Source organism: Methanoregula sp., assembly GCF_050010295.1.
In the GTDB taxonomy this organism is placed as follows: Archaea; Halobacteriota; Methanomicrobia; order Methanomicrobiales; family Methanospirillaceae; genus Methanoregula.
In genome coordinates this window covers 152895-177407 of the sequence record NZ_JBEKLH010000003.1, presented here as the reverse complement: position 1 = coordinate 177407, position 24513 = coordinate 152895, and the positions used below count along the sequence as shown (strand labels likewise).

Here is a 24513-nt window from a genome sequence, read left to right as displayed (position 1 = left end):
GTTACCACCTCACAGGACCTTCTGCAGGAACGGTTCACAGCTGATACCATGGAGGTCCAGCCCGAGGTCCTGCGGGCTCATTCCCTGTGCCAGTCCGAGGAGTTCGGCGAAGTGAAGTACGGGCAGTCCATAGGAAACGCCGAACTTCTCCTGGATCTCGATCTGGCCGCGGTCAAACTGAAGCTGACAGAACGGGCAGATGTCCGTGAGTGCGTCTACCTTCTCTTCTTTCAGGTTGATCAGCTTCTCGTTGGTGATGTCCAGTGAGTGGACGATATCGTACCCGCGGACACCGCCACCGGCACCACAGCACTGCATCTTGTTGCGGTATTCCACCGGGATTGCGCCCAGTGCGGCAACAAGCTCTTCCATCCAAGTCGGGTGCTCGGTGTTCAGCATGACTTCTTTCTCAAACTCACGGTCCTTGTGGGGCTTGACTAGGTGGCAGCCGTAGTGGACTGCGATGCGGGCACCTGTCAGGGGGTTTGTGATGCTGTCCCGGACCTTGTCGACACCGATAAACTTGTCGTTGTAGAGGAGTTCTGCCGTGTGGTACACGTTGATAGTACCTTTGTACTCCATGTCTACTTCCTTGAGGACTTCATTGACGGCATCGCGGAGATCCTTGTTGTGCTTGAGCTTATGGTTGACTTCCCAGATCGACTTGTAACAGCCGTTGCAGACAAGGGCGATATCCATCTTCATCTGCTCGGCGAGCACGAGGTTCCGGGCTGCCATTGCATAGAAGACACTGAGATCGATCGAGCCAAATGCACCCGGGGCGGGGCAGCAGCTTGCGCCCTTTAGGGGAACGAGCTCAACGCCAAGCTTTTTCATCGCTTTTATGGAGGCGGATTCGACACCAGGGTAGCGATTCGGGGCAATACATCCGAGATAGAATGCAAACTTATGGTTTGCGCCTGTTTCTGACATGGTATCTTACCCCTCCCTCTCCTTGACGATCCGGTCTGCATTCGCCTTGAGCTTGTAGTGGTCAAGGATCTTCCTGATGCCGGGGATATATTCCGGATACATGTGGGTGGTTGGCGGGTCGCGGGTGAGGCCGAGCCGCTCGCGGGCTGCACGGTTGACATCGTTGTTCGGGACACCGTGACCTGATGAGTAGATCGCCTGCACGGTCTTGAGGAAGTTGACGGGGACGATGTCTCTCTTGAATGCGAGGTTCCTCATCGCCATGATGACATCGGTAGGCAGGATGTCACGCGGGCAGCGGTCCGAGCAGCTGTAGCAGGTTGTACAGAGCCAGAGATCGGGATCTGTCAGGGACTCGTTCTCGAGCCCGAGAACAGCTCTCCTCATGAACTTGCGGATGCGGTACGTGCTGCGGGGGGCCGATGGGCATGAACCTGTGCATGTTCCGCACTGGTAGCACATGTGGGCGATGGTACGCGAGATCCCCTTCACTTTCGTAGTGAATTCGGGGTTTGAGTCCTCGCGGTAGTATCTCTGATCGTGGAGTTTCTTCTCCAACGCTTCGGGGTAACCTTTTGTTCTTGCCATAGTCCGCTCACGCCTTCTCCATCATTTTGAGGTTGACCTGCCCGGTAATCTCCTCTTTCACTTTCGAGGTTCTCCTCTCGAAAAGTTTCGCCTTGATCTTGTTGAACAGGTCGGTCTCTTTGCCTTTCATGCGGATACCGGTCCTCTGCAGGACGATGATGTCCTCGCCGGGACATGCATTGACACAGGCGCCGCACAGGATACAGTAATCCTTGTTGACGGCAATGGTGGCCTCGATCTCATGCTTCATCTCTGCCGCAGGTTTTGCTGACGGCAGATAGATTGCATTTGCCGGGCAGATCTCGACACAGGTCGAGCAGCCGCCGGGGCATTTGTCGGCATGGAATACGATATCGCCTTCAAAAAGCTTCTCGACGGTGATCGCTTCGGTCGGGCAGTTCCGGGAACACCAGGTACAGGTGCAGCAGTTGTCCTGGATAATATCGACTTTGCCGTCGACCTTGTCAGAAACGACTTCACGCTCGACGGTGATGCACTCTTCAGGGCATGCCTCTACGCATACCTTGCAGGCATCACACTTTGTCTCGTCCCAGATCACGTCACCCTCCACTTTTCCGGTCTCCGCGGTGAACCCCTTGTGTTTCACCACGAGTGCCGGGCAGAGTGCACCACACAGGCCGCAGAGAGAACATTTCTCCTTGTCTACGGTAAACGTTATCTTCGTCTTGATAGCGGTCTGCCGGTCCTTGGCGCCTGCCACGGGTCCCTTGTATGTCCCTTCAAATGCCGGGACGTTGCGGTCGATGGCGTCGCGCGGGCATACCTCTTCACAGATCGTACACCTGACGCATTTCCCGTCATCGATCTCCGCTTTCATATCATACTTCGGGAACCCTTCCTTCTCGATAATCGGGAGTCTCTCCTGTCCGTCTACCTTCAATGTCAGTGCATTGAACGGGCACATGATGACGCAGACGCCACAGTAGGAACACTTGGTCTCGTCCACGTCCACTGGAGCAGCGTAGTTGATAGCGCCACGCCTTGCCGCTCCGACAAGCCCGAGGACGATTGCATCCTCAGGACAAGCCTCGACACATATGCCGCATCCCGTGCAGGTCTCTGCATTGAGTATCAGGTTATTGACGTTCTGAAGGAGTTTCTGCTCCATCACAACGTTAACACCATCCTTCTTCTTGGAAAATTTTGGATACAATGCCATGAATTAACCCTCACGCTGTTTTCTTATTGCACGCTTGCCGCTGTTCTTGATTCCCGGGGGCCTGCAAATCTGATAAGGCCGTACGGGTTTGCCTGAATACCTACGCCGCATCCGGCAGAGAGTTTACCTATTAAATCAAGAATCACGGATCTTCCATCCCTGACTACGTAGATCTTTTCTTCTGATGCAGTATCTACTGTATGAAGCGTTACCGCATCAACAGGACATGCAACCACACAATTATTACAGCCGGTACACCTTTTCATATGTATGTGCACTGCAAATGCCATTCGATTTTCACGCACCAGCTATGATCGATTCTAAAAATCGACTAACAAAAAGTGGTAGAAGAATGTAGATAAATGTTCTGAAATTGCGTGTGAGAAAACGGATGTTTTATACGGGTTTTCATTATTTTAGTTTATATACTCTTCAGGGATGTTAATGTATAAATCCAGATGGTTAACAAGTTACCTTATACTTTTCCCCGTCTTTTTTTATTTTTTATCGTGCGCTCCCGAATTACGGGTTCTCGTCAAAATCAAATTAGAAAATTTATTCAGTCACCATCATGGTACCTTGTAGTACCGGAGGTTATTTATGGAAATCAACGGCGTTACGATCGATAATACCTACGCAGAGGCATTCCCGACATGGGTCTGCCGGATTATCATCACTGCGGTCACCAAGGAATGGGCAAAGAAAGCAGCAACGGAAGCAACCGGTTTTGCAACATCCGCGATCGGTTGTCCCTGCGAGGCAGGCATCGAGGGATATGTCCCGGCAAGCGGGACTCCGGATGGAAGACCCGGTGTAGCCATCCTGATCTGTGCCAGCAAGAAGAAGCTCAAGGAGCAGGTTGTCGAGCGCCTCGCAGAATGTGTCCTTACGGCACCGACAACCGCTGTTTTCAACGGCATCACCACGGCGGAAGAAAAGATCCCGGTCAAGCTCCACTTCTTTGGTGATGGCTACGAGTACCAGAAGGAAGTCGGCGGCCGCAAGTGCTGGGTCATCCCGATCATGAACGGCGAATATGTTGGTGAAGAGGAGTTCGGTATCGTTAAGGGGGTAGCTGGCGGCAACTTCTTTGTGATGGGAGAAAACCAGATGGCGGCCCTTATGGGTGCCGAGGCAGCTGTTGAGGCTATCGATCTGGTCCCGGGAACAATCACCAGTTTCCCCGGCGGCATTGTCGCGAGCGGCTCGAAAGTCGGCAGCCTGAAGTACAAGTTCATGCCAGCCTCAACCAATGAGAAGTACTGCCCGACACTCCGCGAGAAAGTGCCGGACTCCAAGATCCCTGCGGGCGTCAAGGCCGTCTACGAGATCGTGATCGATGGTATTGACGAAAAGTCGGTCGCGGAAGCGATGGGGGCAGGTGTGAAAGCTGCGGTTATGGTTCCCGGTGTGAAGTTTATCTCTGCCGGTAACTTTGGTGGCACGCTTGGGCCGTACAAGATCGAGCTTCACAAGGTTCTGTAAAAATCTCCTTTTTTATTTCCGTGGGTACATCGATTCATATATATAGTGTCATTACCGATTATTTTGTTAACGAAAATTTCGGCGACAATATGATCAGGCTCACCCCCGATGATGCAAAGAAGCGGTTCGGGCCGCTTTTCTCATTAAAATTCCTGGTGATGGTAGACGAAAGGAGTGGCCGGGCAGAAATAATCGAAACATGCCGGGCACGGGGAACGATTGAGTGGGACGCGATGAACCGGCGACGGGCGGGGGGCGCGGTGACCGGTTGTGTTGTGGAAGGAACAACGATGGTGATCAACGCGAAGATTGGCACGTACCCTATCAATTTCGGTGCCGCATCCAGGGCTATCGGAGGGCAGGCCCTGGAATCCGTGGAAGTAGCCGGAGACGAAGTAATCACCACGTGGGCCGGTATCGCCGGTGCCGGTGTCGGGATTGCTGCCTGCCTTTCCCAAGCCCCCGGTGTTATCCGGGCAGAGTATCCTACGGAAGATGATCTCAAGGTCGGCGGGGCACGGACCAACCGGGTCAGGATCGTCTCGCCCCGGTACGAGAAGGTCTGCATCGGGATTGATGATACCGATACAAAAACGGAAGGGGCGACATGGGTGATGGCACTGAAATGTGCAGAATCCTGTCGCATGGAAGGTGTTGAGTTTTTGAACATGCGCCTTGTCCAGCTCAACCCGGCGGTACCCCATAAGACCACGAACTGTGTCAGCTCAGCGCTGAACTTTGCCGCGAGACCGGATAAAACTCGCGGGCTCCTGGATTTTGTCCGGGCTTTTGTAGAAGAAAATACCTTTTCAAAGGACGCAGGGATCGCCTGTTACCGGGGTATCGGTTTTTCATCAGATTCTCCTTCATCTGCCGCGGTAAAGACGGAGATCTTGACCCTTGAAAAAGCGGAAGAAGAGGCAGAGGCGCTCGGTATTGAATTTATTGACCACAATGGAAGGAAGGGAAGGATCGGTGCGCTGGGTGCAGTGCTCTGGGGCAACCGGGGCATCGAGGCGGCGGGACTCTATGGTGAACATCTCTGAACCTTACATCATCCAGTACCCGAAGATCGTCGCAGTTGCCGATGAGACCGGAGAGCGGGTGGAGCTCATCGAGTTTTTTGAATGTATTGGAGGGGCTATGTGGACCCAGCACCATTACGCGAAGAGCCAGATTGTGGATGACGTCCGGTGCGTGGGTTCAACAACCCGGTACCTGATCAGCCCGGGATCGGTCGATCTCGCACTGGAAAGCTCCCGGTTCCCCGCGGGCATTTCCGGGGTTGTCGTGGATGATACCGAGATCGCGATCACCTATATTGGCATGGGGGGAGGGGGCGTTGGCGCCGCAGCCTGCAGGTCGGATGCTGTCGGTGTCCTGCGGAGCAGGAGTGATCCGGCCGGCGGGGGGAAAGTGGCCGGTGCCACCCTCTGGATCCCCCGCAGGCAGCGGGTGCTGATCGGGGTCGATGATACCGACACCCCGGAAGAGGGTGCGACATGGACCCTCGTCCATAACATTGCAAAAGCCGTGGAAGACGAACAGTCTGTCTATCTCTCCCATACGATCGTCCAGCTCTTCCCGGTACCGTACCGCACCAAGAACTGCGTGAGTCTGGTTGCGGAATTTGCATCAATGGATCCTGATGGTCTTATAGACCGGTTTCATAGTCTTCTTAAGCGGTACACCCTTTCGCAAAAAACAGGGATGGCGGCTTATGCCGGATTTTCCCCGTCTGAAGAACTGCTTGCATTCGGGAGGAAAGTCAAGCGTGGGGAAGTAGAGCCCGGACTCTTGGAAAATCTCAGAGATGATAACCTCCGAATCATCATGAAGGGGCGGGGGATCATAGGGGCAGTCGCGGCCATACCCTTCTCCACCAACTATATAGAGGCACTCGAATTATGCAATGGAAGGATGTAAAAGCCCGGCTCCTTGCCGCAGGATCAGCCCGGCTCACCGGAGAACCTGCGGACACGTTTATTGCACGCTCCGCTGCGGGACCGGGCGCCGGCGGAAAGGGATCGGTTTTCTTTGCGATGGGGGGCCACCGGGTAAAATTCGCCCTCGACCCCGCAAGCGGCATTGAGATCGCCCACCGGGGCAATGGCGTGGCGGACCTGTATTTCGAGGGACAGATTTTCCCCGGCCGCCTCCTCGAGCCCGGGTTCCACTGCCCTGACCAGGCCTTCATCACGGTGACGGGCAGCTGCATATTCAGGTGCCGGTACTGTAATGTGCCGGGAATCGGGGGCAGGCGCAAGACGATCGAAGAGATAATGGACATGGTTGAATCGGTGAGGCACCGCATCCATGCGATCTCCATAACAAGTGGAGTCCTTTCAAGCATCGGGGAAGAGGAAGCCTATGTTCTCGAAGTCGTAAAACACCTGACGTTTTTCGGGCTCCCCATCGGTGTTTCCATATATCCGACCGAAAAGACGCCCGATCGCCTGCACCAACTCGGAGTTGCGGAAGTGAAGTTCAACCTTGAGGCGGCAACACCGGAGCTCTTTGAACGGATGTGCCCCGAGCTAGACTACGACAGGCTCTGGCGCGTGCTGGACCGCTCCGTTGAACTCTTTGGCAGGGGACGGGTTTTTTCCAATGTTATCATCGGACTTGGCGAGACTGATGAAGATTTGGAAGCTTGCATCCGTACACTGACCGGCTACGGCGTGATCCCGGTGCTGCGCCCGCTCAACCCGGTCGCGGAATTCAGCGGAACAACCCGCCCATCCGCCGACCGACTGAAGAAAGCCTTTACGATACACAGCAGGGCTCTCGCTGATGCCGGCCTCGATACACGCCAAGCGCTCACGATGTGCACGAACTGTGCTGGCTGTGACTTGGTTCCCGGGAGGGATGAATGAAGGGAGTTACCGGCCTGGCCGATGCCGTCCTCCGGTATACCGACCGCCGGTATACCGTCCCGGGGTTCCCGATCACCAACCTTGGCGATCTGACAAAGGCTGAGATGGTAATCAACGAGAAGACGGCACTTGAGTATGCCCTCGGGGACTCCATTTCCAGACGACGTGCCGCGGTGATCATCAAGAATGTCGGGGTGAATGCCTGTGCCGACCCGCTCCTCCAAGCGACGGCACAGGGCCTCATCGGCGGGGTCGTTCTCGTGGCAGGCGATGACCCTGACTCCATCGGGTCCCAGACCGCCCAGGACTCGCGATATTACGGTGAACTGGCGGAACTCCCGGTGATCGAGCCGGATGAAAACACCTGTTATGCGGCCGTGGAGTCCGCGCTTGAGGCTTCGGAAAAATTCTCCCGCGTAGCAATCCTCCGCCTGACCCCTCAGATACTTGACGCTGAGATCGCTTCGCATATCGTCCCCCGTCGGGACCGGAAGGGCAGGCTTTCAGAGCGCACCTGGACCATGAACGGGCGGATCACGGCGGCAGAACAGCTCTACCGGGAGATGTTTGCCTGGTCGGACAAGTCTCTCCTGAACACCTGGAACGGGGAACCGGCAGGTGCCGGTGCCGCACCGGGCAACACCCGGATCGTGACGGTTCATCCCCTGCCGGGACGGGCAGGAGAGATCCGGGACATTCGCGAGTTCGGCCGTACCTTTGTCCGCGACCACCGCGGTCTCCGGCCCCCCTTTCCAAAGGAACGCCCGGAGGCAATGGAGGACCGGGGTTACTACCGCACATTCTGTGTTGACTGCCCGTTCAGGCCAATGATGAACATTCTCAGGGAGCGGGGGTTGAAGCTCATCTGCGATGCCGGGTGTTCAGTCCTCGGGATGACACCCCCGTACGAACTGGGGGTGGCCAGTTATGGCATGGGTGCGAGCATCGCCGTTGCTGCACAGAGCACCGGGGTCGCCCTTATCGGGGATTATGCGCTGCTCCATTCCGGCCTGAATGCCCTGATCGATGTCTACGAAAAACGCCGGGCTCTCCTGTGCATAGTAATGAAGAACAACTGCACGGCAATGACCGGCAGACAGCCGGTCTGTGACCCCATCCCCTACCTTTCGTGGGCGGACCCGGTCATCTGCCGCGCCGAAGACGAAGGGGTTCTGGAAGAGGAACTCGTGGCCGGGGACGGGCCGCGGACAGTTGTCGTTGAAGGGGAATGTCCGGAGGGAAGCCACCATGAAACCGTGGAATGTTGAGATCTGTGATGTAACGCTGAGGGACGGGGAACAGACGCCGGGAGTCTCGTTCTCGTGCAGGGAGAAGGCGGATATTGCCAGCACGCTGGATGCGATAGGGATTGAAGTCATCGAAGCGGGTTTTCCTGCGGTATCTGCGAACGAAAAGGAGTGCGTGACAACGATCGCCGATCTCGGGCTCGACGCCCGCATCTGTGGTTTTGCCCGGGCCCGGGAAGGTGACATACAGGCGGCGATAGACTGCGGGGTGGACATGGTGAGCATTTTCATCCCGACATCCGAACTTCACGTCCGGCTCAAGTTCAGGAAGCCCCGGGAGCAGGTCCTCCAGGATGCGCTGAAGATGATCGATTATGCGAGGGAACAGGGTGTTCAGGTCCGGTTTGCAGCCGAGGACGCATCCCGGACCGATCTGCCTTTTCTCAGGGAAGTCTACCGCGGTGCGGCGGATCATGGGGCCGTCCTCCTCAGTTTTGCCGACACGGTAGGCTGCCTCATCCCAAGCGAGATGCGGACTGTGATGGCGGACCTCGTAGCATCGGTCGACCGCCCATTCTGCGCCCACTGTCACAATGACATGGGCTGCGCCGTGGCAAACACGATTACAGCGGCTGAGGCCGGGGCCTTCCAACTCCACACCACGGTCAACGGGATCGGGGAACGTGCCGGGAACGCATCCCTTGACGAACTGCTGGTCGCGCTGAGGATGAAAGGAGGTGTTGACCGGTATGACCTCTCGCACCTCAAAGACCTCTCCCTCATGGTAGAGAAGTATTCCGGGATAACCCTCCCCCGGAACAAACCTGTAACCGGGGAACTCGCCTTTTCGCACGAGAGTGGCATCCACATCGCGGCGATTCTCGAAGACCCGCTCGCGTACGAGTACTTCCCGCCCGGACTTGTTGGCGGAGAACGGCACTTCATTCTCGGCAAGCACACCGGAAAAAAGGCGCTCGAGCATGTGGTGGCTTCCATGGGCTGCGAGCTCTCGGAAACACAGATCTGCCGTGTTCTCGACATGGTTAAGGACCATTCGGAGCACAAGTGTAACATTACGCCGGAAGTGCTGAAAAAACTGATCCGGAAAGCACAACATGAACAGGAGAATGCCTGAATGAGTACCCTTTCGGAACGGATCCTTGGTGCATCAGCTGGTGAGTATGTGGACCGGAACGTGGACAGGGCCTATACCCACGATGGTACAGGCGTCCTCGCCCTTGAAGCATGGAAGAACATGAGCGGCAGCCGGCTCGCAAAAGCGACCGAGCTCTACCTGCAGTTTGACCATATCGTCCCGGCAAACAACAGTACCACCGCCACGCTCCAGCACGAGCTCCGTGAATTCGCCCGCAGTTCGTTCATGCACTTCTCCGATATTGGCGGAGGCATCTGTCACCAGCTGATGAGCGAGGGGGTCGTCTTGCCTGGCGAGATAGTGGTCGGTGCCGACTCGCACAGTGTCACCCTTGGGGCATTCGGCGCATTCGCGACCGGGGTCGGAGCTACGGATATGGCAGCGATCTGGCTGACCGGTGAGACCTGGTTCCGGGTGCCGGAATCGGTCGGGATCCACCTCTCAGGAAGGTTTACCGGAGCTGCGGAAGCCAAGGACCTCGCCCTTACCTATGTCGGAAAGCTCGGGACGGACGGTGCAACGTACCAGGCGCTCGAGTTCGTGGGCGAGGGGATGCGGCATCTCTCTATGGACGAGCGGCTCGTGCTCTCCAACCTCTCGGTGGAAGCCGGGGCCAAGGCAGGGCTGTGCTATGCGGACGATATCACCGCCCGCTATCTCAGGGAACAGGGGCACGCGGTGTCAGCCCAGCTCCCTGAATCCTGCACGTACGCACAGGAACTGGAGATCGATCTCTCCGACGTCGTCCCGCTTGTTGCCGTACCCCACCGTGTGGATACGGTGAAACCCGTCTACGATCTTGAAGGGCTCCCGCTTGACCAGGTCTTTGTCGGGACCTGCACGAATGGGAGGTACTCTGATCTTGCCCGGTTCGCCCGGATCGTGAAGGGCCGGAAGGTGGCGGTGCGGACCATCGTTATCCCGGCCTCCGCGGAAACTCTCGAGAAGACTATCCGGACCGGCGTGCTTGCCGATATCATTGGCTCGGGCTGCACCATCGGGACTCCCGGCTGCGGCCCCTGCATCGGCTACCATATGGGCGTCCTTGGTGATGGGGAAGTATGCCTCTCTACGGCGAACCGGAATTTCAGGAACCGGATGGGCGTTGGCGGAGAGATCTACCTCTCTTCTGTGGCCACCGCCGCAACGAGCGCTATTGAGGGTGAGATAACCGCGCCCGAGGTGGTCTGATGCAGGGTGAAGGGCACGCTGTCTGTCTCCCGGCGGATATCGATACCGATCTAATTATTGCCGGGCGGTACCTGAGGACCAGGGACCGGAGCCTCTGGGCAGCCCACGTATTCGAGGACCTCGATCCCGCCCTTGCAGCCCGGCTCAAAGGCGCAGTGATCGTTGCCGGTAAGAATTTTGGCTGCGGGTCGTCGCGTGAGCAGGCCCCGATCGCAATCCGCGAAGCCGGGGTCGCAGCGGTCATTGCCCCCTCGTTTGCACGGATCTTCTTCCGCAACGCGGTCAATATCGGGCTGCCACTCATTGAATCGGATCTGTCCTGTGAAGAAGGGAGTTCTGTCAGGTTCAACGTGGCTGAAGGCTGGGTGGAGAGCGGAGGGAAACGGTGCGGAATCCGTCCCCTCTCACCCCGCATGCGGGAGATTCTTGCGGCAGGAGGACTCGTGGAATACTGGAGAGGACACCAATGATATTCCCGGAACACTGCAAATACGTGGGGATCGCCTCGACAAAACCCTGCGGAGAACGGGTCTATTTCCTGAGCCGATACCTTCTCCGGGAGACGGATGGCGGGTATGAGTTATCGGAAGTGACACTCGACCCTGAAGAGAAAGGGATGATGCGGGACATCGTCTCGTCAAAGGTACTCGCCCGGCCCCATGAAGTGTACCGCTATCTGGAAAAAGTGCAGCTCCACGACCGCACACGGCTTGTCCGGCTGGCCCTTGAATCAGGAAACCGTTGCACGGTATTTACCGGTCTTGACGAGCACCGCACGTTCGTCCTCGACCCCGACCTTTCCGGATTTCTGGAGATCCATGTCTATGACGTGACCCCTCCCCGCCCGAGCCTCTCCCTGTGCCTGCAGGGACTGGAATCCGCGGGGCTCTTCGGTGACCTCTCCGTTGTATTCAGCCACCATGTGCGGGACATCACGGATATCCATGCCGATGTTTACCCGTGCCGGGCAGCAGGATTTGCAAGAACGCTCGATGCCGACCCGATGTGCGGCGGTGAGCGCGTTGCAGGCTGTCTCACCGGCTCGCAGTTTTATACCGAGTCCTATGGGCACAACTTCAGGCTCGAGAACATCTGTCCTCTTGAAAGTGTGAACAAAGAACCTTTCATCGCCAGGTGCTGCCGTGCAGAACGTGAGGGCCCCGGGAGCTGGAACGGGAAGTCAGGATCCATTGTTCACTGGGGGGCAAACCCTGCGCAGATCGCCGGTTCGGTCCGGGAACTGGTCACCCGCTGGAGGGCGAAGTGAAAAAAATTGCGGTTGTCGAGGGAGACGGGATCGGGCACGAAGTGATTCCGGTTGCAAAGCATGTCCTCGAACTCCTGCATCCTGAGTACGAGTATTTTCCGGTTGAGGTCGGCTATGGGAGGTGGGAGCGAACTGGGTGCCCCTGTACCGATCCTGATATTGCGGAACTGAAGACCGCTGATGCAATACTTTTTGGGGCCGTCACCACTCCTCCTATGAAGGACTACCAGAGTGTCGTCCTGCGAATCAGGAAAGCGCTCGATCTCTATGCGAACCTGCGCCCGGTGAAGGATGGCGGGTTCGATATCATGATCGTACGGGAAAATACCGAAGGGCTCTACTCCGGCATCGAGGAGTCCGGTCCTGACCGGGCGACGACCCTCCGGGTCGTGACCCGGAAAGGGTCTGAACGGATCGCGAAAACCGCAGTCCGGCTCGCACGGGAGCGCGGGGGCAGGCTGACGGTCGGGCACAAGGCAAATGTGCTCAAGTCCGATGTCTTCTTCCGGGATATCTGCCTTGCAGAGGCAAAGGCTACCGGAATACCCTGTAATGACAAATTCATTGATGCCCTGTCGCTCGACATCCTCCAGCATCCGGAGTCGTATGACGTGGTCGTGACCACCAATGTTTTCGGGGACATCCTGTCCGACGTGGCTTCGTACCTTGTCGGCGGGCTGGGATTCGTGCCCAGTGCCAATATCGGCGACCGCTACGCCCTTTTTGAGCCGGTGCACGGGAGTGCGCCCGATATTGCCGGGAAAAATATCGCGAACCCAATTGCAGCAATCCGGAGTGGGGCACTGCTGCTTGCATATATGGGGGACAAGAGTGGTGCAGAGCGGACGGAATCTGCCATAAGGGAAGTGGTTGCCCAAGGGATTCGCACCCGGGACCTTGGCGGATCAGCCGGGACCCGCGAGTTCGGCGACGCGGTCATCTGTGCGCTCAGACACGGGCAATGACTAGAAATGTTTGCAGAAAAAAATGGAGGCGGATATGTGCCGTCTGTGACGGGATAACCCGTTTCCTATTGAGGTCTATAAAAACGGTGCATGGTCATCAATCTCCTCGCGCACCCGTGAACCAAGTACGTCCACTAGCGCCTGCTTTATCCCAAGGGAAAACGGTGTCAGGACCGTGTCTACCGTTTCACCCGATTTAACAGCGAGCTGGTAATCGACATGGTATCTGGCGTTTTCCGGTATCCCGACCGTAAACGGGAAGAGGAGCGGATGGTGACGGGATCTCCGTATCCGGGTTAGGGTGATTGACGTGATGTTTTCATACAAAATTTCCCGGGCAGCCTTCACATCTGCAAGGATCTCGGCCGGGTCACTCATCATATACTGGTCTGCCAGCGTCCACGATGAACCGACCTCTCCTGAACCTGAAATGCGGAGCGGCCACCAATTATTGCGTTTCTGTTTTGGGCGATCCTGCATGGTGGATTCAGGAAGAGGGGAGAAGATGAGCCGTACGTTCGTAAGGATCAGCATGCAGTCCCGGTTTTTCTTTCCTGCACCGGTTAGTTTCCGGCACGGGGCTACGTGAAGGACACGATCCTTTATCCCGGGACCGTTCAATTCATCCACGATACTAGTGGATAGTTACTCTCCATAAATAACGTTTTTCTGCAGTTATGGTCTCCTTTTGCATTCAGACGCATCTTCAGGGTCCGGGCATCCGAAGGACAAGAACCCCACTATCTTTTAACGGATACCTGGTACCAAAACATTTCCATCAGATCCGGAAACCGACTGCAGAATGCCTGTCTATCTGAACCCCTGCTCTGGCTGCCAGCACCCGGTCCGGACAGATCCGAATAAGAAGGAAATTCCTGTTTTGGCTCTGGCATTGTCCGCCCGTTATTCTCATCACCCCTATCTCGTTCACGGGAATCCGGCAAAAGACGCAGGTATCCGGTATCTTCCCGTATCACAGATAGAACAATTTCTGAACTGCAAGGTTTGTGACGGGGGGCCGGCTGGGAACGGCGGAATATTTCCGTTAACTATTCAAGATCTACGGGCAGATTAGCTTGTTCAGGAGCGTGTTTATTCATCGAACCGGTCATACTGGGGACAGCCGCGATGGTGCCCGTCCTCATTTTCTTTGCACGTGTAGCCGAGGCGAGCCTAGAGTCGCTCAGGACGATCTATATCAGCAAAGGGCATGCGAACCTTGCAGCCTACGTCGGGATCGTCAAGACCGGCATCTGGCTGATATCGACCGGTCTCGTGCTGACCGACCTTACTGATTTCTGGAACCTGTTTGCCTATCTTGCCGGTTATGGTATCGGGACAGTGCTCGGTATGCAGATCGAGAATATCATATCCATCGGGTACGTGATCGTACGGCTCATAACTCCCGACGACCCGCAGCCGCTCATCGCCCAGCTTTCCACGCTCGGTTATGGGATGACGAGGATCGAAGGTTCGGGCAGTTTCTCCCACACGGTGAATATCATCTTTATGATCGTCCCCCGCACCGAGCTGGCCCGCCTGCTCGGTATCATCTCCCGGGACTACCCGGATCTCCTGTACACTATTGAAGACGTACGGAACATCAAGGACGGGGCACGAATATTCTACAAGGACCCGAAACGGCGGGTCCTAAGCTTCTTTGGGTTATAACTCTCCCTCTCCCTCGTTTTTAGCTCTATCCAAAGGTCTATTTCCCTTCCCTTCCATCCATCATGCAGGAAGTCCCTATGAACACCGGAACTGGCAGGAAAACCGGGGACCGCATCCCCATCTATAATGCCCGAACAGGAAACGTGGACCAGGTCACTCCTGTCATTCGCACAGATGCAGAATGGCAGGCGCTCCTCACGCCGGAGCAGTATCAGGTTGCGAGAAAACAGGGTACGGAATACGCGTTCACCGGCAGGTTCCACAACTGGAAGGAACACGGGATCTATGCCTGCGTCTGTTGCGGTACCGATCTCTTTTTATCGGACACCAAGTTCGATTCCGGGACCGGTTGGCCCAGTTTTTACGCGCCGGTCTCCGGGCTCAATGTCCTCACCCGGACCGATACCTCGCTGGGCATGCCCCGGATCGAAGTCCTCTGTGCCCGGTGCGGTGCCCACCTCGGTCATCTCTTCGATGATGGGCCTCCCCCGAGCGGGAAGCGGTACTGCATGAACTCGGCTGCAATCGATTTTGTAAAGACTCCCTGATCGGGCCGGGCACATTTATGCGTATCGGGAATCGCTGCATCAACTGCTCGATCGGATGCTCGCCATCCAGCACGTTCGGGCTTGGTACCACAACAACCCCTCTTTCGACAGCGACAATCCTCATGGGATTCTGTGTAGCCGGACTCGCTGCTACGCGGCTTGTTCGCCGGTAATCTATTTTTCCCTTATTTTTTCCATCATCTCGAGCGATAGTTTTTATTAACTGTCTCTCAAAGGTGAATTAAACGGAAGGAAGATTTCTATGAAAATCCTGCATCTCATCATAGTTCTTGCGATAATTTTTATTCTGGCTTGTATGCCGTTGGCGTCCGCGGATGAATCCGCAGCAGGGAACCAGGGATGGTATGTCATCCACTGTAATGTGTATGGGGCGGACATCTATTTTGATGACAAATACGTCGGGAGATTCCAGGCAGGAACCATGACCGTTCCGGCATCTATCACCGGGACCCCGTACAAGACGATCAGGGTCCAGAGATATGGATATATAACCTACACCAGTTCCCTCACGCTTGTTCCGGGGACCGACCAGACCGTTGACCTGAATGTAACCCTCGATCCGATCAGCAGCATCACCCCCACGCAGACCCCGGTCGGCAGTGATACGGGCCGGTACGTGGTCCACAGCAACATTGAAGGGGCAACGGTTCTTTTCGATGGAGTGAATATGGGAATAATCTCGGGGGGTAATTTAACGGTGCCTGTCTATTCTACCGGGACCATTTATCAGTCCTATACCGTTCAGAAAGACGGATACACTACGTATTCCGGGGAGATCGGCAGCGTACCGCAGAAGGGAGAAACGATTGATCTCTACTCCTCCCTGAACCCGGTGGCTGCCGTACTAACAACTCCCGCGGGGGCCGGCGGAGCTGTCGGCTGGTTTGTAGTCCACAGCAATATTGACGGTGCCAGCGTCTCGCTGGATAATGATCCAATGGGTGTGATCATGAATGGCAATCTCCTGATACCGGTCTCTGCGAACGGAACTCCCTATAAAACCTTTACGGTGTATAAGAGCGGGTATATCCCATTCACCAGTACCATTGACACGCATCCTGCGCAAAACAGGACTGTTGACCTCTATGCAACCCTGAACCCGCAGACAGCGACGACTCCGAAATCTATGCTCCCTCCTGGGGTCTCAGTCCTTGCCCTGCTTTCCGGTGGAATTGCCGCAGCAGTACTTTCACGAAGATAAATTTTTTCTTCTTTTTATTGGAGCTTCTTTACGTTTAGTAACCGGTATTCCAGCGTCTGCCAGCAGGTGACAATAACGAGAATGAAAATCGCTCCGGATAACCTGTATTTTCTTCCCGTTCCTGCGCCGTCCCCCTCCCGCAAGGATTTATCATGTTCATGGTTGTTCATTATTGCAGACATCCTGCGATGATGCCGGAAGGAGGAAGAGAGAGCATGATTGCACTCCGTTTTTACCGGATCTATGATATAGGAAGGGAGATCGATCTCAACTGGCTGGAGCATGCTCTCGCCAAGAACTATTTCACCGCCCGGACGAGTTTTGTCCGGGTCAAGCCAAAATCCATCATGATCGAGGAGCCTCCGCTCATGATCCAGATGAACCCGATCCGGGTCGAACGGGACGGGCGGCAGTTCGAGTTTTCCGTCGCTGCACGGGTGTACGATATCGGCGTCATCAGTTTCTGTTTCATTTACGAGAACCCGAATGCGGATCTTGCAGCGCTTGAAGAACTGGCGTTCCTGTTTGCTGGCCAGGAAGGACTTACGGAATTCTATGTCCAGTACCTCAAAACTCTCGGGGAGATCATACGCCCCCATATCAAGAACTTTGCAATCAACCCGGATTTTTACGAAGATTACACCATTTATGTGACCGACCGCCGGGACGATTCCATCGATCCGGTCGCCCTCCTGATAGGGGAAAAGACCAGTATTTCCCCTCAGATGCGCGAGGAGATAATCAAGAATTCCCTCAGCTACACGACCGACGATCTGGCGATCCTTTCGTGGGATTCGGCGCTCCTTTGCAACCCGGAGAGCCCGACCGATCTCATCGATCTCATCGAATTTGCCAATGTTCAGGTCTTGGAACTCAGGTATTATGACCGGGAACTGACGAGAGAAATGGAAAAAATGTACGACGACATCGAACATGCCGATCGGATGGCCCCGTTCCGGAGGGGCCGACAGTATCACGCGATCATGGTAAAGCTCATGGAAACCTCGGCAGAAATTTCCGAGATCATCGAAAAAGTCGACAACCTGATCAAGGTTACGGAAGATGTCTATTACGCCCGGGTTTACGCGACGGCACTCAAGGTGCTCAGGAGCAGCCAGTGGAGCGAGAGTGTAAGCCGGAAGATCGAGGTGATCCAGGAGAATTACTCGATGCTCTCGGACGAAGTGCGGATCCAACACTCCAACTTCCTCGAGTGGGTCATCATCATCCTCATCGCCCTCGAATTCGTGCTCGCGATCTGGCAGAGCATACGGTAGCGGGGGGGTATCCTGGCATTCGAATGTTTCCAGTGCGGGGACTGCTGCAGCCACCTCGGCTGGGTCCATATCATAAAGGAAGATTACGGGGAGTACCGTTTCCTGATCCGCAATACGTATACCGGCGAGGAGACCCCGGTAACTGTCGACCCTGACAAGAGGGAACTCTTTGATGACATGAGTATTTTTGAAAAGCTCCCGCACACCTGCCCGTTCTTCCGCCACCGCCCCGGGAGCGAGAAGGCGTACTGTACCGTTCACCTGACACGGCCGGAAATCTGCCGTGACTATGGCTGCTGGAGGCTCCTGATCCTCGACCACCGGGGGAGGCGGGCGGGAAGGGTCAAGTATATCCGCACCCTCTGTTCCGAAGATACCCTCCTCACCCGGCTGTGGGAGAGCTGCATCGAAAATCACCGGGAACCGGATGATAAAAAATGGGAGGACGAGATGATCCGGATCCTCCGGCAGGCCGGGTACAGCGTCCGGAAATAAGGGAGCACCACGATGGAACCGGGACCGGATGACCAGATAATCGTGTATGAGCACTGTTCGAACCAGCTTCCCGGGTAAACCTGTTCACTTTCTCCCCGCGCACCTCCCCATTAAAAAGTCCCGTGTCCTACCCTCACGCAGGAATGATCGGCAAAGGTGCATATCTCAGGCAACTGACGGCAGTGACCATGCCGATGAAGTCTGTTGCTGTGGGAAAGGAGCTGGAGGGAAGTTCTCCCCCGTCCGTTTTTGTCGGAAGCTGGAACTACCCGGATGTGTATGCCGGACCCATGGTGACGCCCGTGCACGGGGACACCGCCGTCATGGATATGCCCGAGTCATGGATTCCGGCAAACAGGACGCAGGAAGAGATCATCGGGTACCGCCTCAACCTCGTCCGGGGAAAACAGCGGGTGCATACCAGCGATCTCACGAACCGGTTTGTGGAGAAACTGCAGGAGATCTCCCTTTCGGCATCGTCCATAGAGAGCGAAGTCTCCTTCACGGATACGCCGACTGGGCAGTCGTTTTCCGAGGAGCATACCCCGTTCGGGCCCAGCGCCCCTGTGGAACGTTTTGAGATCCAGGGGGGGAAATGGGACCGGGACCTCGAAAAGGTTTTTTATGATACCGACCTGAGAGCTGCTGATGCTGTCATCGACCTGCACCGGAATGGTCTGCCATTTTCAAGTATCCAGAAAGCCTTTTCCGTCGGCACGATGGGGCAGGAACGGGGGCGGCACCTGGTCCCCACCCGCTGGTCGATAACTGCGTGCGATACCCTAATCGGTGATCGGCTCCTTTTCCAGGTGAAAAAAAACCCGGTAATCGACAACTGGCGGGTTCACGAGTTCTCCAGCCTGCACAACAACTATGCGGTCATCCTCATGCCGACCGGCTGGCAGTACGAATGGTCGGAAGCGTTTCTCCGAGTACTGGGGAATGAGGAACTGGTATTTTCGGATCATGAAGGAAACAGGAAAAAAACCGAGTACTCATCCCTTGGCGGGTGCTACTATTCCTGCAAGATGGCAGTACTGGAAGCCCTTGCCCGGGAAGGGAAACAGGCCGGTGCGATAATTCTCCGGGAAGCGCTGAAGGGATATGTCCCAATGGGCGTATTCAACGTCAGGGAAAACGTGAGGAATGCAATGCAGCAACCGGCATCCGAGTTCGAGGACATCAGGGCTGCGCTCTCGCACATCTCGGAAAAGTTTACGCTCCCGGTCCAAAGGTTCATCGAAGAAGGAGAGCTTCTCAGGAGGATGATCCGGGAACGGCAGTGCACCTTGAAAGAGTTCATGCAGCCAGTGAATTGACATGCCCCCCGGCTCCATACCTGAAGATACTGCACGATTCCTCAGGGAAGCCTGTCCAGCGCACGATCCCGCCGGCAGGATTATCCTCCATCTTGACATGGACAGTTTTTACGCTTCGGTAGAGGTACGGCACCGCCCGGAACTTGCAGGGAAACCGGTGGTTATCGGTGCTGACCCGAAACAGGGTCATGGGCGGGGGGTAGTCTCTACGTGCTCATATGAGGCCCGGGCATTCGGTATACGGTCCGCAATGCCCATCTCGCAGGCATTCGTCCTGTGCCCCCACGCTATCTATCTTCCCCCTGACTTTGCCCGGTATTCCCGGGCCTCCGCGGAGGTCATGGGAATCCTCGGGTCGTTCGGGTTCCGGCTCCAGCAGGTCAGTATCGATGAGGCATTCCTTGACCTGACTCCTGTCGGGGGTTTTGAATCTGCCCGGTCCGTTGCAACCGGGATCAAGGATGCAATAAAAAACCAGCTCGGCCTCTCCTGCTCGGTGGGCCTTTCAAGCTCACGGGTCGTTGCCAAGATCGCTTCAGATGTTATAAAACCTGACGGCCTTACAATAGTCAGGCCTCATGACCTTCAGGAGTTCCTAGACCCGTTGCCTATCAGAAAGATCCCCGGGATCGGGAAAAAGTCCGAGGCCGGACTCTCCGCGCTGGGGATCCGGACCATCGGTGACCTTGCACGATATAACGTCCAGGTACTTATCGGGAGGTTCGGGCGGGGGGCACTGGTGCTGCACCAGCTCGCGCAGGGAATTGACGACACTGAGGTGGAGGAATACGGGGGAGTGAAATCCGTATCCCGGGAGATGACCTTCGAAGCAGATACGGACGATGCCGGTGTCATCGTATCGACCATCGATGACCTTGCCGGAGGGGTTCATGAAGGTCTCGTACAGGAGCAGCTCCGGTTCAGGACCGTGACGGTCAAGGTGCGGTACCAGGGATTTGTTACGAGGACAAAGAGCTGCAGCCTGTCCCATTTTTCCGGTGACAGGGCCGTGCTTCAATCTGTTGCCCATACCCTGTTGCGCGAGATGTACGATGGCCGGAAGATCCGCCTTCTCGGCATCCGGCTCTCTTCGTTTGAACAACGAGATGAACAGCAGATGGTTCTCCCGTTGTAACCCCAGGTCAGGCCCTTCTCCGTGAATGCGTGCGGAGCCAGTCTTCAACATCGTCCATCCCGATCGCGAACGATCCGATACCTTCCGTCAATTGCAAGATGGCTTTGCCCTCAAAGTCGGTCTCGTATCCTTCGGATGCAAGAACAATGCCGGTCGCGAGCAGGGCAGTCTGCCGGTTCCCCTCCCGGAAGACCGGGTATGAACAGAGCCAGTACAGCACGCACGCTGCACGGCGGAATGCTGTATCCATCAGGTTTGCCTGGAAGACCATCTGGTGCAGGCTTGCTTCTGACAACAGCCGTGCATCACCCCCGTCCTGGTCCATGATACTCCTGTGGAGTGCGATTAGTGATTCCGCGGTCAGCTCGTCCATGCGTGAATGTACTGGGAAGGGGATACATGCAAAGGTTGCGGTGTATTTTTCCGGGCGCAGAGGAGGCCGGGTTATGAGGTTCCGGATGTGGTAAAACCCGGCTGGTCGATGCTTCCTGTAGATCACCTCCACAAGGTACCCGGCGGGAAACGGAAAAGATCGTTTCAGTATCTTCATATCAACCCCAAAAGAATCCTGATCATAGCCGGGTGACCCGATGAGCTCGATGGACCTTGACCTGTTTGACCGGATGTCTGATGCAGAAAAACACCAGTACCTGGAGTTCCTCCTCTGGCATTACCGCGTGGTGGACGCCTTCTGGTTCATTTCGGTTGCCGATACCTATGGCCAGCCGGTTGCAGAGGTGATCAACGAACAGGTCTGGGGTCGGGTAGCCGGCATGGCGGCACGGGACATCGTCCGCCGGTTCGGTATCACGGAAAAAGGCCTTGCCGGGTTTGTCCGGGCTCTGCGCCATTTCCCCTGGGCCATGATCGTGGGCTACACGATCGATGAGCAGAAGGATGAGGTCATCATCTCGGTGCCGTCGTGCCCGTCCCAGGAAGACCGGCTCCGGAGGGGCCAGGGCGAATATGTCTGCCGCGAGATGCACCGGGCCGAGTTCACCGGCTTTGCCCGGGAGATCGATGATCGCATCCGCGTGAAGTGCATCTTTGCCCCGCCGGACCCGCACCCGCCGGAAATGTTCTGCACCTGGCGGTTCTATCTGAAAGAATAGCGCCTCAGGGAAATCTTATGCATGCGGGGTTCACGAGAGAAAATGACAGCCACATCCCTTCCCCTCGATATCCTCATCTTTTACTCTGCAGTGAATATCGCAGCATTCCTGACCTTCGGGTACGACAAGAGAAATGCATCGGGGAACAGGTGGAGGATCGGCGAGGGCATGCTTCTTGTTCTGGCGTTTTTCGGGCCGTTCGGCGCCCTTTCCGCGATGAAGGGGTTCCGGCATAAAACCCGGAAGATGAAATTTTACCTTGTACCGCTGTTCGCTGCCATTCATCTGGTTATCATCCTGTACGGAATTTCGACAATCACCTGATCCCGTGAACCACTCTGTTTCCGGACCGTACCTCTTTAATATTGGGCTCTGCCATAATTTCTTGAATGCGGACCAACAGGCACCAGTATTTTCTCGACCTTGCCACGCGGTGTGCCCATCAGGGCACCTGCCTGCGGCGCAACTTCGGCGCCATCATCGTAGATGAGTTCAACACCATCGTGTCCACCGGCTATACCGGGGCCCCGAGGAAGCAGATGGACTGCACGGAACTGAACCGCTGCTGGAGAAAGGATCACAACATCCCGTCGGGATCCAACTACGAGCGGTGCAGGAGCGTCCACGCTGAGATGAACGCGCTCCTGCAGGCAGGAAAACTCGCCCGGGGCTGTACCCTGTACCTTGCCGGGTTCGATGTCGAGACCGACGAGACCACCCGGATCTGGCCCTGTTTTCTCTGTTCGAAGATGATCGTCAACAGCGGCGTGGCAAATATCATCATGCGGACGGGTAAGGACACGCACAAGGAAATGGACCCCATGGTGCTATACCAGATGAGGAGCCGGGAGGCACTCGGCGAAGACACGAAATAACGGGTGCCGGGCCACGCCTATAAATCGTTCTTCTTTTTCCTATATGGGTCTCCCGAGATCTCTCAAATCAGATGGATCTCGTTGTAGATCGAAACCAGCGAGAGGCTGATCAGGTTCATCGTGGTTGCGGCGTACCACAGGTATGATTCTCCCGCAGGCAGGTGGGCAATCCAGCCCGACCAGAGCATCGCGCAGATGATGGAAAAAGTCAGCAGGGTGTCAATCGCAAGAAAAACCATGGGCATGTGGACGATGCGGCCCGCCTGTGCGATCGTGCAGTACTCGAACGGTGCAGGGAGATGGAGGAGATCGAGGAGGGATCGGCCGATATTCATAAGGAGATCGGCCATCGCCCAGACAATGATGATAAATCCCAAAACCATGAGGTACAGCCCGGTCCGCGTCCCTTCCCTTACCGCGTTCAGGCCGAACAATAGCTTGAATGCGCAGAAGGGGATACCTATCGTGAAACTGAGAAAGAAAGGCCGCCGGAAAAACCGCTGGATTGCGTCAGCTTCCTTCTCACCTGGCGGTTTCTGGATTTCGGATGCATCGTTCGACATAACTGGCAACCCGGGAGTCTGATAAAGGATCAATGAGCCGTTCGCTCTTAATGGATACGATGCTCCTGCTCTCAGGAACGACGTATCCGTTTTTTGATACTGTTTTGGGCCGGATTATCTGGCTGGCATTCCGCGCTTCTTCCCCGCTCCGGAAATTAAGATCGTTTTATTGCCGCGAGCAGACCCGCTCCTGTAGCAAGAGCAACAAGCCCGCTCTCAAGGGGAGCTGAACGGGTCGTTGCCCGGGTTGACGGGGGAATTGTTGTCGGCTGAACGGTTATCACAGGGGTTGCCGGTGTCGGAGACGGCGGAACAAGGGTTGTCTGGGTCATGGTCGGCGTGATGATGACTGGCGTAGGGGGCGTTGTGCGTGAAAAAACCGTTTCCTGCAGGTTAACACCTGCAGTCGATGTGGGGTTTTCGGCTCTCACGGAGAACGATCTCGTGGCAGTTGCGGAGGATGTAAGGAAGGTGACTATGGCCTGCCCGCTGGAATCCGTGGTGACAAGCCCGTAATAATTCGTGTTCGACATCGACTGCGATGAGGGGGCGACGTCATCGAGGATTGTCCGGCCCCCGCCATTGGAGTATGCATAGGAACCGATTGTGTAGGGCCCGCCGGCCGGGTCCTGCTGGATATTTGCTTGGTTGGCCATGACGATCGGTGGCTGGTCGCCCGGTTCCCCGCTCATCGTGAAGGTGCGTGTCAGCCAGAAATAATATTGGGTGTTGGGCAGGCCGGTGAATTTGACCGAGAAGCTCCCCCCGCGTGTCAGCGTTCCGGAATTATCTGCCGATACCGGAATACCCGAGATAAGAATGCATGCGATGATGACCGAAACCGTCACCGTGCCGAGGTGTTTCATACTCCAACTCCATGGAACCGAAAATATTGTCCTGAAATGTCCTTGGAACGTATATGGATAAAAGGATGCACCATAGGTGCACTGCACTGAGTAACGGGCACCCGCACAATACCCCCTTCGGTGCTTTTATCTCCCGGGAGCAGATTACTGATTATGTCACCCAGGCAACAGCCACCCCCCGAAAAAACCAGGAAGGGAGTTGTCCCAAAGACCGGGCCGAGCAAGGACCGTGAGCGTCAGCTGGAGGACGCCAGGCACCACCCGCTTGACCATCCCCTGCCGCATCCTGCCCACAAGACACTGAAAAAACCCCCGCTCCCTCCAAAACACACCCCTCATTCCCATCCACATGGAGACGAGCTTCCTGCCCATACGAACCCCCCGGGGCCGATCAAGCCTTCAAAGAAAGTGACCCGGACCGGTTCAAAGACCTAGCCGGATCTTTCCTGCAGCGCCCGTATTGGGGGCCCGAAGCGGGCAGGGGCAAATATACCCCTCTGGTGGGGATGAACCCGGTAAAAACGGATTTTCTTTGAGGAAAA

Annotated in this window: 30 protein-coding genes; 22 read left to right on the top strand and 8 right to left on the bottom strand. The window is 56.0% G+C overall.

Annotated features, from left to right (window positions below; genetic code table 11):
- Positions 1 to 9: 9 nt before the first annotated feature.
- The 4 genes from hdrB to ABSB80_RS05910 are packed head-to-tail and all read right to left on the bottom strand — an operon-like array spanning position 10 to position 2991.
- The gene (gene hdrB / locus ABSB80_RS05925) at positions 10 to 933 is read right to left on the bottom strand and encodes a CoB--CoM heterodisulfide reductase subunit B (protein ID WP_428369119.1); all 924 of its coding nucleotides are present in this window, start codon (positions 931 to 933) and stop codon (positions 10 to 12) included.
- A gap of 6 nt (positions 934 to 939) precedes the next feature.
- On the bottom strand, positions 940 to 1521 hold the full coding sequence (hdrC, locus tag ABSB80_RS05920; RefSeq protein WP_428369117.1) for a CoB--CoM heterodisulfide reductase subunit C: 582 nt from the start codon (positions 1519 to 1521) through the stop codon (positions 940 to 942).
- 7 nt (positions 1522 to 1528) lie between these two features.
- A complete protein-coding gene (locus ABSB80_RS05915) occupies positions 1529 to 2701 on the bottom strand; it encodes a 4Fe-4S binding protein (protein WP_428369115.1) in 1173 nt (390 codons plus the stop codon).
- Between the two features lie 23 nt (positions 2702 to 2724).
- Entirely contained in the window at positions 2725 to 2991 is a 267-nt protein-coding gene (locus ABSB80_RS05910; RefSeq protein ID WP_428369113.1) for an NADH-quinone oxidoreductase subunit I, read from the bottom strand.
- Between the two features lie 310 nt (positions 2992 to 3301).
- Between ABSB80_RS05910 and fhcD the strand changes: the two genes are divergently transcribed.
- From fhcD to ABSB80_RS05860, 10 genes are all read left to right on the top strand, one after another.
- Entirely contained in the window at positions 3302 to 4186 is an 885-nt protein-coding gene (fhcD, locus tag ABSB80_RS05905; protein WP_428369111.1) for a formylmethanofuran--tetrahydromethanopterin N-formyltransferase, read from the top strand.
- An 89-nt stretch (positions 4187 to 4275) separates the two neighbouring features.
- Entirely contained in the window at positions 4276 to 5232 is a 957-nt protein-coding gene (locus ABSB80_RS05900) for a tRNA(Ile2) 2-agmatinylcytidine synthetase (protein WP_428369109.1), read from the top strand.
- The gene (mmp11, locus tag ABSB80_RS05895; protein ID WP_428369107.1) at positions 5216 to 6112 is read left to right on the top strand and encodes a methanogenesis marker protein 11; all 897 of its coding nucleotides are present in this window, start codon (positions 5216 to 5218) and stop codon (positions 6110 to 6112) included. Before ABSB80_RS05900 ends, mmp11 begins: the two co-directional genes overlap by 17 nt.
- Complete coding sequence (locus ABSB80_RS05890; RefSeq protein WP_428369105.1) at positions 6094 to 7062, top strand: radical SAM protein; 969 nt, start codon at positions 6094 to 6096, stop codon at positions 7060 to 7062. The genes mmp11 and ABSB80_RS05890 overlap by 19 nt, the downstream gene beginning before the upstream one ends.
- Positions 7059 to 8330, top strand: a complete 1272-nt coding sequence (locus ABSB80_RS05885; protein ID WP_428369103.1) for a thiamine pyrophosphate-dependent enzyme — start codon at positions 7059 to 7061, stop codon at positions 8328 to 8330. The genes ABSB80_RS05890 and ABSB80_RS05885 overlap by 4 nt, the downstream gene beginning before the upstream one ends.
- Entirely contained in the window at positions 8311 to 9444 is a 1134-nt protein-coding gene (locus ABSB80_RS05880; RefSeq protein WP_428369101.1) for a homocitrate synthase family protein, read from the top strand. Before ABSB80_RS05885 ends, ABSB80_RS05880 begins: the two co-directional genes overlap by 20 nt.
- Positions 9445 to 10656 (top strand): aconitase/3-isopropylmalate dehydratase large subunit family protein, encoded by a 1212-nt coding sequence (locus tag ABSB80_RS05875; RefSeq protein WP_428369099.1) that lies wholly within the window; start codon positions 9445 to 9447, stop codon positions 10654 to 10656. It begins immediately after the preceding gene.
- Positions 10656 to 11126, top strand: a complete 471-nt coding sequence (locus ABSB80_RS05870) for a LeuD/DmdB family oxidoreductase small subunit (protein ID WP_428369098.1) — start codon at positions 10656 to 10658, stop codon at positions 11124 to 11126. The genes ABSB80_RS05875 and ABSB80_RS05870 overlap by 1 nt, the downstream gene beginning before the upstream one ends.
- The gene (locus tag ABSB80_RS05865) at positions 11123 to 11923 is read left to right on the top strand and encodes a DUF7714 family protein (RefSeq protein WP_428369096.1); all 801 of its coding nucleotides are present in this window, start codon (positions 11123 to 11125) and stop codon (positions 11921 to 11923) included. The genes ABSB80_RS05870 and ABSB80_RS05865 overlap by 4 nt, the downstream gene beginning before the upstream one ends.
- Positions 11920 to 12888, top strand: a complete 969-nt coding sequence (locus ABSB80_RS05860; protein ID WP_428369094.1) for an isocitrate/isopropylmalate dehydrogenase family protein — start codon at positions 11920 to 11922, stop codon at positions 12886 to 12888. The genes ABSB80_RS05865 and ABSB80_RS05860 overlap by 4 nt, the downstream gene beginning before the upstream one ends.
- Positions 12889 to 12963: 75 nt before the next feature.
- On the opposite strand, the gene ABSB80_RS05855 is transcribed toward ABSB80_RS05860, so the two are convergent.
- Positions 12964 to 13518, bottom strand: a complete 555-nt coding sequence (locus ABSB80_RS05855) for a hypothetical protein (RefSeq protein ID WP_428369092.1) — start codon at positions 13516 to 13518, stop codon at positions 12964 to 12966.
- A 498-nt stretch (positions 13519 to 14016) separates the two neighbouring features.
- Here ABSB80_RS05855 and ABSB80_RS05850 point away from each other — a divergent pair, with 498 nt between their 5' ends.
- The 8 genes from ABSB80_RS05850 (at position 14017) to dinB (ending at position 20555) form a co-directional block, all read left to right on the top strand.
- Positions 14017 to 14559, top strand: coding sequence for a DUF2179 domain-containing protein (locus tag ABSB80_RS05850; RefSeq protein WP_428369090.1), 543 nt, complete (start codon positions 14017 to 14019; stop codon positions 14557 to 14559).
- Between the two features lie 77 nt (positions 14560 to 14636).
- On the top strand, positions 14637 to 15107 hold the full coding sequence (msrB, locus tag ABSB80_RS05845; RefSeq protein WP_428369088.1) for a peptide-methionine (R)-S-oxide reductase MsrB: 471 nt from the start codon (positions 14637 to 14639) through the stop codon (positions 15105 to 15107).
- Between the two features lie 17 nt (positions 15108 to 15124).
- Positions 15125 to 15280 (top strand): hypothetical protein, encoded by a 156-nt coding sequence (locus tag ABSB80_RS05840; protein WP_428369086.1) that lies wholly within the window; start codon positions 15125 to 15127, stop codon positions 15278 to 15280.
- Between the two features lie 89 nt (positions 15281 to 15369).
- Positions 15370 to 16329 (top strand): PEGA domain-containing protein, encoded by a 960-nt coding sequence (locus tag ABSB80_RS05835; protein WP_428369084.1) that lies wholly within the window; start codon positions 15370 to 15372, stop codon positions 16327 to 16329.
- 215 nt (positions 16330 to 16544) lie between these two features.
- Entirely contained in the window at positions 16545 to 17606 is a 1062-nt protein-coding gene (locus ABSB80_RS05830) for an RMD1 family protein (RefSeq protein ID WP_428369082.1), read from the top strand.
- Positions 17607 to 17615: 9 nt separating this feature from the next.
- Positions 17616 to 18101: a YkgJ family cysteine cluster protein gene (locus ABSB80_RS05825; RefSeq protein ID WP_428369197.1), complete on the top strand. Its 486-nt coding sequence runs from the start codon at positions 17616 to 17618 to the stop codon at positions 18099 to 18101.
- Between the two features lie 143 nt (positions 18102 to 18244).
- A complete protein-coding gene (locus ABSB80_RS05820) occupies positions 18245 to 19420 on the top strand; it encodes an Nre family DNA repair protein (protein WP_428369080.1) in 1176 nt (391 codons plus the stop codon).
- A gap of 1 nt (position 19421) precedes the next feature.
- Complete coding sequence (gene dinB, locus ABSB80_RS05815) at positions 19422 to 20555, top strand: DNA polymerase IV (protein ID WP_428369078.1); 1134 nt, start codon at positions 19422 to 19424, stop codon at positions 20553 to 20555.
- 7 nt (positions 20556 to 20562) lie between these two features.
- Here dinB and ABSB80_RS05810 read toward each other — a convergent pair whose 3' ends face one another.
- Complete coding sequence (locus ABSB80_RS05810; protein ID WP_428369076.1) at positions 20563 to 20880, bottom strand: hypothetical protein; 318 nt, start codon at positions 20878 to 20880, stop codon at positions 20563 to 20565.
- Positions 20881 to 21145: 265 nt separating this feature from the next.
- Between ABSB80_RS05810 and ABSB80_RS05805 the strand changes: the two genes are divergently transcribed.
- The 3 genes from ABSB80_RS05805 (at position 21146) to ABSB80_RS05795 (ending at position 22542) form a co-directional block, all read left to right on the top strand.
- Positions 21146 to 21667, top strand: coding sequence for a DUF6125 family protein (locus ABSB80_RS05805; protein ID WP_428369074.1), 522 nt, complete (start codon positions 21146 to 21148; stop codon positions 21665 to 21667).
- A gap of 42 nt (positions 21668 to 21709) precedes the next feature.
- Positions 21710 to 21991, top strand: a complete 282-nt coding sequence (locus ABSB80_RS05800; RefSeq protein ID WP_428369072.1) for a DUF1294 domain-containing protein — start codon at positions 21710 to 21712, stop codon at positions 21989 to 21991.
- Between the two features lie 65 nt (positions 21992 to 22056).
- Positions 22057 to 22542, top strand: coding sequence for a deoxycytidylate deaminase (locus ABSB80_RS05795; protein WP_428369070.1), 486 nt, complete (start codon positions 22057 to 22059; stop codon positions 22540 to 22542).
- A gap of 62 nt (positions 22543 to 22604) precedes the next feature.
- Here the strand turns inward: ABSB80_RS05795 and ABSB80_RS05790 are convergent, their stop codons facing one another.
- Complete coding sequence (locus ABSB80_RS05790; RefSeq protein WP_428369068.1) at positions 22605 to 23105, bottom strand: hypothetical protein; 501 nt, start codon at positions 23103 to 23105, stop codon at positions 22605 to 22607.
- 155 nt (positions 23106 to 23260) lie between these two features.
- On the bottom strand, positions 23261 to 23971 hold the full coding sequence (locus ABSB80_RS05785) for a superantigen-like protein SSL4 (RefSeq protein WP_428369066.1): 711 nt from the start codon (positions 23969 to 23971) through the stop codon (positions 23261 to 23263).
- Between the two features lie 153 nt (positions 23972 to 24124).
- On the opposite strand from ABSB80_RS05785, the gene ABSB80_RS05780 reads away from it, so the two are divergent.
- Positions 24125 to 24406, top strand: coding sequence for a hypothetical protein (locus ABSB80_RS05780; protein ID WP_428369064.1), 282 nt, complete (start codon positions 24125 to 24127; stop codon positions 24404 to 24406).
- Positions 24407 to 24513 lie beyond the last annotated feature (107 nt).

Excerpts from the sequence above, each read along its gene's own strand:
- ABSB80_RS05890 (WP_428369105.1), top strand. The coding sequence starts at position 6,094 with ATGCAATGGAAGGATGTAAAAGCCCGGCTCCTTGCCGCAGGATCAGCC.
- ABSB80_RS05820 (WP_428369080.1), top strand. The coding sequence starts at position 18,245 with ATGATCGGCAAAGGTGCATATCTCAGGCAACTGACGGCAGTGACCATG.
- ABSB80_RS05850 (WP_428369090.1), top strand. The coding sequence starts at position 14,017 with ATGGTGCCCGTCCTCATTTTCTTTGCACGTGTAGCCGAGGCGAGCCTA.
- ABSB80_RS05885 (WP_428369103.1), top strand. The coding sequence starts at position 7,059 with ATGAAGGGAGTTACCGGCCTGGCCGATGCCGTCCTCCGGTATACCGAC.
- ABSB80_RS05830 (WP_428369082.1), top strand. The coding sequence starts at position 16,545 with ATGATTGCACTCCGTTTTTACCGGATCTATGATATAGGAAGGGAGATC.
- ABSB80_RS05900 (WP_428369109.1), top strand. The coding sequence starts at position 4,276 with ATGATCAGGCTCACCCCCGATGATGCAAAGAAGCGGTTCGGGCCGCTT.
- ABSB80_RS05790 (WP_428369068.1), bottom strand. The coding sequence starts at position 23,105 with ATGTCGAACGATGCATCCGAAATCCAGAAACCGCCAGGTGAGAAGGAA.
- ABSB80_RS05840 (WP_428369086.1), top strand. The coding sequence starts at position 15,125 with ATGCGTATCGGGAATCGCTGCATCAACTGCTCGATCGGATGCTCGCCA.
- dinB (WP_428369078.1), top strand. The coding sequence starts at position 19,422 with ATGCCCCCCGGCTCCATACCTGAAGATACTGCACGATTCCTCAGGGAA.
- fhcD (WP_428369111.1), top strand. The coding sequence starts at position 3,302 with ATGGAAATCAACGGCGTTACGATCGATAATACCTACGCAGAGGCATTC.
- ABSB80_RS05785 (WP_428369066.1), bottom strand. The coding sequence starts at position 23,971 with ATGAAACACCTCGGCACGGTGACGGTTTCGGTCATCATCGCATGCATT.
- ABSB80_RS05780 (WP_428369064.1), top strand. The coding sequence starts at position 24,125 with ATGTCACCCAGGCAACAGCCACCCCCCGAAAAAACCAGGAAGGGAGTT.
- ABSB80_RS05910 (WP_428369113.1), bottom strand. The coding sequence starts at position 2,991 with ATGGCATTTGCAGTGCACATACATATGAAAAGGTGTACCGGCTGTAAT.
- ABSB80_RS05800 (WP_428369072.1), top strand. The coding sequence starts at position 21,710 with ATGACAGCCACATCCCTTCCCCTCGATATCCTCATCTTTTACTCTGCA.
- ABSB80_RS05835 (WP_428369084.1), top strand. The coding sequence starts at position 15,370 with ATGAAAATCCTGCATCTCATCATAGTTCTTGCGATAATTTTTATTCTG.
- hdrC (WP_428369117.1), bottom strand. The coding sequence starts at position 1,521 with ATGGCAAGAACAAAAGGTTACCCCGAAGCGTTGGAGAAGAAACTCCAC.
- ABSB80_RS05870 (WP_428369098.1), top strand. The coding sequence starts at position 10,656 with ATGCAGGGTGAAGGGCACGCTGTCTGTCTCCCGGCGGATATCGATACC.
- ABSB80_RS05915 (WP_428369115.1), bottom strand. The coding sequence starts at position 2,701 with ATGGCATTGTATCCAAAATTTTCCAAGAAGAAGGATGGTGTTAACGTT.
- ABSB80_RS05880 (WP_428369101.1), top strand. The coding sequence starts at position 8,311 with ATGAAACCGTGGAATGTTGAGATCTGTGATGTAACGCTGAGGGACGGG.
- ABSB80_RS05810 (WP_428369076.1), bottom strand. The coding sequence starts at position 20,880 with ATGGACCAGGACGGGGGTGATGCACGGCTGTTGTCAGAAGCAAGCCTG.
- ABSB80_RS05865 (WP_428369096.1), top strand. The coding sequence starts at position 11,123 with ATGATATTCCCGGAACACTGCAAATACGTGGGGATCGCCTCGACAAAA.
- ABSB80_RS05805 (WP_428369074.1), top strand. The coding sequence starts at position 21,146 with ATGAGCTCGATGGACCTTGACCTGTTTGACCGGATGTCTGATGCAGAA.
- hdrB (WP_428369119.1), bottom strand. The coding sequence starts at position 933 with ATGTCAGAAACAGGCGCAAACCATAAGTTTGCATTCTATCTCGGATGT.
- ABSB80_RS05875 (WP_428369099.1), top strand. The coding sequence starts at position 9,445 with ATGAGTACCCTTTCGGAACGGATCCTTGGTGCATCAGCTGGTGAGTAT.
- msrB (WP_428369088.1), top strand. The coding sequence starts at position 14,637 with ATGAACACCGGAACTGGCAGGAAAACCGGGGACCGCATCCCCATCTAT.
- ABSB80_RS05795 (WP_428369070.1), top strand. The coding sequence starts at position 22,057 with ATGCGGACCAACAGGCACCAGTATTTTCTCGACCTTGCCACGCGGTGT.
- mmp11 (WP_428369107.1), top strand. The coding sequence starts at position 5,216 with ATGGTGAACATCTCTGAACCTTACATCATCCAGTACCCGAAGATCGTC.